Consider the following 6531-nt stretch of genomic DNA (forward strand, 5'->3'; position numbering starts at 1 on the left):
CGGGAAGTCGAGCGATGAATTGGGAAAAGACATTGCCTTTTTGCAACATCTGCAAGGGCGGCAAGGAACCGAAATGACGATACTGAGCGTTGTGAATGACAATCCGCTGATCGATGGCCGGCAGTCGGCACGGGCCATGATGGTGCGCAAGGGTGCGCAGATCCTGCTTCACGACATGCGCCACGCGGTCCTGCCGGAACTCGTGCTGCGCAGCGGGCGTCGCGCCGACCTCGTCACGGTGTCGGACAAGGGGAGATCTGGATCGTCGAGATCAAGACCTCGATCGAGGATTTCCGCGTCGATCGCAAATGGCCGGAATACCGGGCGTTCTGCGATCGCCTGATCTTCGCCACCCACAAGGATGTTCCGCTCGACATCTTCCCGGAGGATTGCGGCCTGCTGCTGTCGGACGGCTATGGCGCCCATCTGCTGCGCGAGGCACCGCTCCACAAGCTTGCGCCGGCCAGCCGCAAGACGCTGATGTTGGATTTCGCACGTGCCTCCGCCCATCGCCTGATGATGGCGGAATGGTCGACCGGCAGGAATTTTGACGACGTTTAGAGCAGCTCCAGCAAAAGTGCGAAGCGGTTTTGCGTCCGGAACTGCGTCAAATCAAAGAGATAGAGCGGTGTCGCCATTCGAAGAAGAGCGGAACTACTCTAGGGCTTATTTCGGAGCCCGCTTGGCGAGGATCCGCTGCAATGTGCGGCGATGCATGTTGAGCCGGCGCGCCGTCTCCGAAACATTGCGGTCGCACATCTCATAGACCCGCTGGATATGCTCCCAGCGCACGCGATCCGCCGACATCGGGTTTTCCGGCAGGTCCGCCTTTTCGCCCACCCTCTGGGTCAGCGCATTGAAGACGTCGTCGGCATCGGCAGGCTTGGACAGATAGTCGACTGCGCCAAGCTTCACGGCCGTCACCGCCGTCGCGATGTTGCCGTATCCCGTGAGCACGATGACGCGGGTATCGGTGCGGCTTTCGCGAATTGCTTCGATCACGTCCAGTCCGTTGCCGTCTCCCAGACGCAGATCGAGCACGGCGTATTTCGGCGCCTTCTGGCGTGCCTTGATGATGCCTTCAGCCACCGTTTCTGCGATATCCACGACGAAGCCGCGCATCTCCATGGCCCGAGCGAGCCTGCGCAGGAAGGGGCCGTCGTCATCGACGATCAGAAGGGACGGGTCTGGACCGATAAAATCCTCGGTCGGCTGGGTTGATTGCTGCACTGTCGTTTCCATCTGTGTTCTCCGGGGTCGAAGGACCCGCATATCATTATCGAACGGCTCGAAATCGAAGCCAAATCAAATTGGCCGGTCCATAATTGCCCGCGGCCATTCGACATGGATGCGCGCCCCCGCCTGGCCGTTTTCACGGTTGCCAAAGCGGATCTCCGCCCCCGATCTCTCAAGCAGCGTCTTGGCGATGAATAGTCCGAGCCCCAGTCCGCCTGCCTGGTCTTCACGCGTCCTCGTCGTCATATACGGTTCACCGATCCGCGAGAGGATGTCGGGCGCATAGCCGGGCCCGTCGTCCTCGATCCCGATCCTGACACGCTGGGCATCGAATTCCACCGAAATCGTCACCTGCTTCTTTGCGTAGTCGACAGCATTCTCTATCAGATTGCCGAGGCCGTAAAGAATGCCGGCATTTCTGTTGCCGACCGGCTCCGGACGGCCATCCGTCTTTTCGATGAGCTTGATGTCGATGCCGAACTGTCGGTGGGGTGCGATGACCTCCTCTATCATCGAGGACAGCGGCAGCCGGCTCAGATGCGCGTCACCCTCGGCCGACATGGAGGTCAGGCGCCGCAGGATATCGCGGCAGCGTTCGCTCTGGCTGCGCAGCAGCTGGACATCTTCCCTGAACCGCTCGTCGCCTGCCAGTTCCCGCTCCATCTCCTTCGCCACCACGCTGATCGTGGCAAGCGGAGTGCCGAGTTCGTGCGCGGCCGCAGCGGCCAGACCGTCGAGCTGAGACAGATGCTTTTCCCGCTCCAGCACCAGCTCGGTTGCCGCCAGCGCATCCGCGAGCTGGCTCGCTTCATGGGACACGCGATAGATATAGAAGGCGGCAAAGGCCATCATCGAGGCGATCGCGAACCAGACCCCGAGCTGGATCACTGGCTGGATGCGCAGATGCTCCCTTCGTACCAGGGCACGTCATAGGGAGAAAAGGGGAGGGCCGTCGTGCAGACGAGCGCCAGCGCGATCAGGAAGAGCGACGGGCGAAGCGGCTGCGAGGCAAAGGCGATGATCACCGGCACGCAGATCAGCGGCGCAAACGGGTTGCCGAGTCCGCCGGTGATGAAAAGCAGCGCCGCCATCTGCAGAAGATCGAAGGAGAGCAACGCCAGAGCCGATTTCGGTCCCAGCCGGTAGGTCGCCGGAAACCAGGCAGACAGGATGAGATTGGCCACCGCCAGCGCACCGATCAGGATCGCAGCTTCAACGACCGGGATGGGAAAGCGGAAAACTGCCCAGACCGCGAACACGGTCACGGTCTGGCCGGCCACGGCCAGCCAGCGAAGCCAGATCAAGGTCTGCAATCTTATGCGCCGGCTGTTATGGCCGAACTGGACGTCTCTGAGCGAAGATGTATCTTCGGCATGAGCCATGGGTTTTACTTTCAATCTTTGTCGAAGACCTCATAGAACCATGGGCCGCGCCCGAAGACGTGGCATTCTGTCACGTCCCTTCGTCTTTCGCCCCTGGCCTTGCTGTCATGTACCACGCGGTTTCGCCCTATGGGTCGGCAGTGCCTCGGCCGGGTTTTCCGGCCACGGGTGCTTCGGATAGCGGCCCCGCATGTCAGCCCGCACGTCCTTCCATGATCCCGACCAGAAGCCGGGCAGGTCACGGGTCGTCTGGATTGGCCGGTGCGCCGGCGAGGTGAGCTCCAGAAGCAGCGGCAGCCTGCCGCCGGCGATTGCGGGATGGGTCTTCAGCCCGAACAGTTCCTGCACCCTGATCGTCAGCATGGGTTCTTCGCCGTCATATTGAATGGGATGGCGCTGGCCCGTCGGCGCATCGAAATGGGTCGGTGCCAGCCGGGTGAGATCCTGCTGCAATTCATAGGGCACGAGTGAGCGCAGCCCGTCCGACAGGCTGGCGGCCGAAATCTGGTCGAGGCCCGAAGCCGCGCCCTGGAAGGGAACGAACCAGTCTTCAAGGCTATTCAGCAAGGCGTCGTCGCTGACATCGGGCCATGGCGGGCCGATAGTGCGATGGAGAAAACCCAGCCTTTCCCTCAACTGCAATGCTTCCTTGGAGAAGGGAAGGCTCTGCAGACCGAACTGCTTCACGCCGCCGGCAAGTGCCCGCGCGGCCATCTCGCCCTTCGGCTTCGGCAGAGGTTTTTCGGAAAAGATGATCGCACCGAGCCGCGTCACCTGCCGCGCCCGCACCTGTCGGCTCGCCGGATCGAAAAAGCTTTCGTCCGCCGTCTTGATCGCGTCGCCGAGTTCCGCGTCGATATCGGATCTGTTGATCTCGGCTGCTGCGAGAATGCGGGCCTGCGCCGCCCGTCCCGCAAGATCCGCGATCACCAGCATCGAAGCTGCAGAAAGCCTCTCCGTCTCCGGCAATTCGGCACCACGACCATTGACCATGACGAAACGCCCGCGCCCGCCACGCTGCAGGGCGATGCGATCCGGATAGGCATGGATGAGAAGGCGTCCGGCGGTGGTGACCTCCTCGAGCCGGATTTGCCGGGTGAATCAGATTTGCCAGGCAGGCCTGCCGCGATCCTGTCCGCCAGTCGCCGGCTTGCTTGTGCCCGTTCTCCGCGATCGTTGCGAAAACGGCGCAGCCGGTCGTCGAGATCGACATCGCTTCCGCCGAGCCCCTGTTCGGTCAAAAGGACGGCAAGCTGGCTTGCCTCTCGTCCGAACCCGGCCTCTGTCGCACGGATTACCATCGCTGCCAGCCGCGGCGGCAGCGCCAGTTCGCGCATCAGCCTCCCCTGCGCGGTGAGGGCGCCCGCGCCGTCGAGCGCGCCGAGTTGTTGAAGCAGTGTCTTTGCCTCGGCAAAGGCCGGGCCGGGCGGCTGGTCGAGAAAGGCGAGCGTGGCGGGATCGGTCACGCCCCAATGGGCAAGATCGAGCACGAGGCCGGAAAGATCGCTTGCGAGAATCTGCGGCGGGGAGAAGGCGGGCAGTGCAGCCGTCTGACCCGCATGCCACAGCCGGATCGCGATGCCCGCCGCCGTTCGCCCCGCACGCCCGGCCCGCTGGTCGGCGGATGCCTGGGAAACGCGCACGGTCTCGAGCCGCGTGACGCCGGTGGCGGGCTCGAAGACGGGCAGGCGCTGCAGCCCGCTGTCGATGACGATGCGCACGCCGTCTATCGTAATCGAGGTCTCGGCGATCGATGTCGCGAGCACGATCTTCCTGAGGCCGGGCGCTGCCGGCTTGATCGCCAGGTCCTGCTCCTGCTGCGACAGGTTGCCGAACAGCGGTGCGATCACCGTCTCCGGGCCGAAGCGGGTGGCAAGGCGTTCCGCCGTCCGCTGGATTTCGCCTTGTCCCGGCAGAAAGGCGAGGATCGAGCCATCTTCAGCGCGATGCGCTTCGGCGATCGTGCGCGTCATCGCGTCTTCGATCCGTTCCTGCGCATTGCGATCCTGATGGCGGATCTCGACGGGAAATGTCCGCCCCTCGCTCTTGATGACCGGCGGCCCGTCGAGCAACGTCGCGATCCTGTCCGTATCCAATGTCGCCGACATGACGAGAATGCGCAGGTCCTCGCGCAGCGCCGACTGCGCGTCGAGCGCCAGCGCCAGGCCGAAATCGGCGTCGAGCGAGCGCTCGTGGAATTCGTCGAAGATTACCGCCGAAATCCCGGCGAGCTCCGGGTCCTCCAGGATCATCCGCGAGAAGACGCCTTCCGTGACCACTTCGATCCGTGTCGCGGCGGATATTTTCGTATCGAGCCGCATCCTGTAGCCCACCGTCCGGCCGACCGCTTCTCCGAGCAGGGCCGCCATGCGCGATGCCGCCGCGCGCGCTGCAAGCCGGCGCGGCTCGAGCAGGATGACTTTTCCTGAACACCAGTCCTCGTCGATCAGCGCCAGCGGCACCATCGTCGTCTTGCCGGCGCCGGGCGGGGCGGAAAGAACGGTCCGAGTGTGATGGCGCAGAGCTGCCATAAGCTCTTCGAGCACATCCATGATGGGAAGTGCTGCTTTTCGCTGCTCCTCCGCCCCGCGGAATATGTCTTGGTTGGTGTGTGCCATATGCGTACTCTAGGGGCCGGAGCTTAACAGTCGGCCCTCCCTATATAAGGAGCTCTTTTCTCCGGTTCGAATGCCACAACGGCGCGTCTTCCTCTAGTGGCGGGCGCGGACAGGGTAATTGCCAAAAATATAAGCCTGCCCGTGAATTAGGCGATATCCGCGGGCTTTCATGAGTTTCGAGAAAAATGACATTTTTTTAAAAACGGCTGTTGACTCCATCCGGGCCTTCCCTCTATAAGCCACCTCACTGACGAGGGCGGCGGCGCTGCTGGCGACGACGACCTTCGTTCTAGAGAAAACCGGTTGAGGCCGGGGCGATCTGGAGACAATCACAGAGAAGTTGGCGCATGCTGCTGGAGCCGGGTTTACGGTTTGGCTCTGGGATTGATGACGTTTCTGTCTATTAGGTTAGACGGTAGTGTCGGTTTTTTGACAATTGAATATGGAAGAAAGAGAAACGTGGTCGGCGGGTTTTCGCGGACGGTCTCGAGGGGCTTTAGGGCTTTAGGGATTGTCTGTTTAGAAGACAAAATGACGGTCACGTTTTGATATGAGAACCATGGAAATTGGCGCTGAGAAGCGCTCAAGTGTACATATGAAGTTCTCGTCGATTCAGAACATAGTGATCAGTCATGATTGAATTCTCAACTTGAGAGTTTGATCCTGGCTCAGAACGAACGCTGGCGGCAGGCTTAACACATGCAAGTCGAGCGCCCCGCAAGGGGAGCGGCAGACGGGTGAGTAACACGTGGGAATCTACCCATCCCTACGGAACAACTCCGGGAAACTGGAGCTAATACCGTATACGCCCTTCGGGGGAAAGATTTATCGGGGATGGATGAGCCCGCGTTGGATTAGCTAGTTGGTGGGGTAAAGGCCTACCAAGGCGACGATCCATAGCTGGTCTGAGAGGATGATCAGCCACATTGGGACTGAGACACGGCCCAAACTCCTACGGGAGGCAGCAGTGGGGAATATTGGACAATGGGCGCAAGCCTGATCCAGCCATGCCGCGTGAATGATGAAGGCCTTAGGGTTGTAAAGTTCTTTCACCGATGAAGATAATGACGGTAGTCGGAGAAGAAGCCCCGGCTAACTTCGTGCCAGCAGCCGCGGTAATACGAAGGGGGCTAGCGTTGTTCGGAATTACTGGGCGTAAAGCGCACGTAGGCGGATATTTAAGTCAGGGGTGAAATCCCAGAGCTCAACTCTGGAACTGCCTTTGATACTGGGTATCTTGAGTATGGAAGAGGTTAGTGGAATTGCGAGTGTAGAGGTGAAATTCGTAGATATTC

Annotated in this window: 1 protein-coding gene, 1 rRNA gene and 3 pseudogenes (1 of these 5 running past the window's edge); 2 read left to right on the top strand and 3 right to left on the bottom strand. The window is 61.0% G+C overall.

All coding sequences use genetic code 11. The features are described 5' to 3' along the window. Positions 1 to 73: 73 nt before the first annotated feature. Positions 74 to 561, top strand: a pseudogene (locus tag N7E02_RS15410) (MmcB family DNA repair protein). A 105-nt stretch (positions 562 to 666) separates the two neighbouring features. On the opposite strand, the gene N7E02_RS15415 reads toward N7E02_RS15410, so the two are convergent. The 3 genes and pseudogenes from N7E02_RS15415 to hrpB form a co-directional block, all read right to left on the bottom strand. Then, on the bottom strand, positions 667 to 1242 hold the full coding sequence (locus N7E02_RS15415; protein WP_286582975.1) for an ActR/PrrA/RegA family redox response regulator transcription factor: 576 nt from the start codon (positions 1240 to 1242) through the stop codon (positions 667 to 669). Between the two features lie 63 nt (positions 1243 to 1305). Then, positions 1306 to 2618, bottom strand: a pseudogene (locus N7E02_RS15420) (ActS/PrrB/RegB family redox-sensitive histidine kinase). A gap of 105 nt (positions 2619 to 2723) precedes the next feature. Then, positions 2724 to 5236, bottom strand: a pseudogene (gene hrpB, locus N7E02_RS15425) (ATP-dependent helicase HrpB). Between the two features lie 645 nt (positions 5237 to 5881). On the opposite strand from hrpB, the gene N7E02_RS15430 reads away from it, so the two are divergent. Continuing rightward, positions 5882 to 6531: ribosomal RNA gene (locus N7E02_RS15430) — 16S ribosomal RNA — on the top strand; it runs 831 nt beyond the window's last position.

This window comes from Terrirhizobium terrae, from assembly GCF_030323265.1.
GTDB lineage: Bacteria > Pseudomonadota > Alphaproteobacteria > Rhizobiales > Rhizobiaceae > Neorhizobium.

Excerpts from the sequence above, each read along its gene's own strand:
- N7E02_RS15415 (WP_286582975.1), bottom strand. The coding sequence starts at position 1,242 with ATGGAAACGACAGTGCAGCAATCAACCCAGCCGACCGAGGATTTTATC.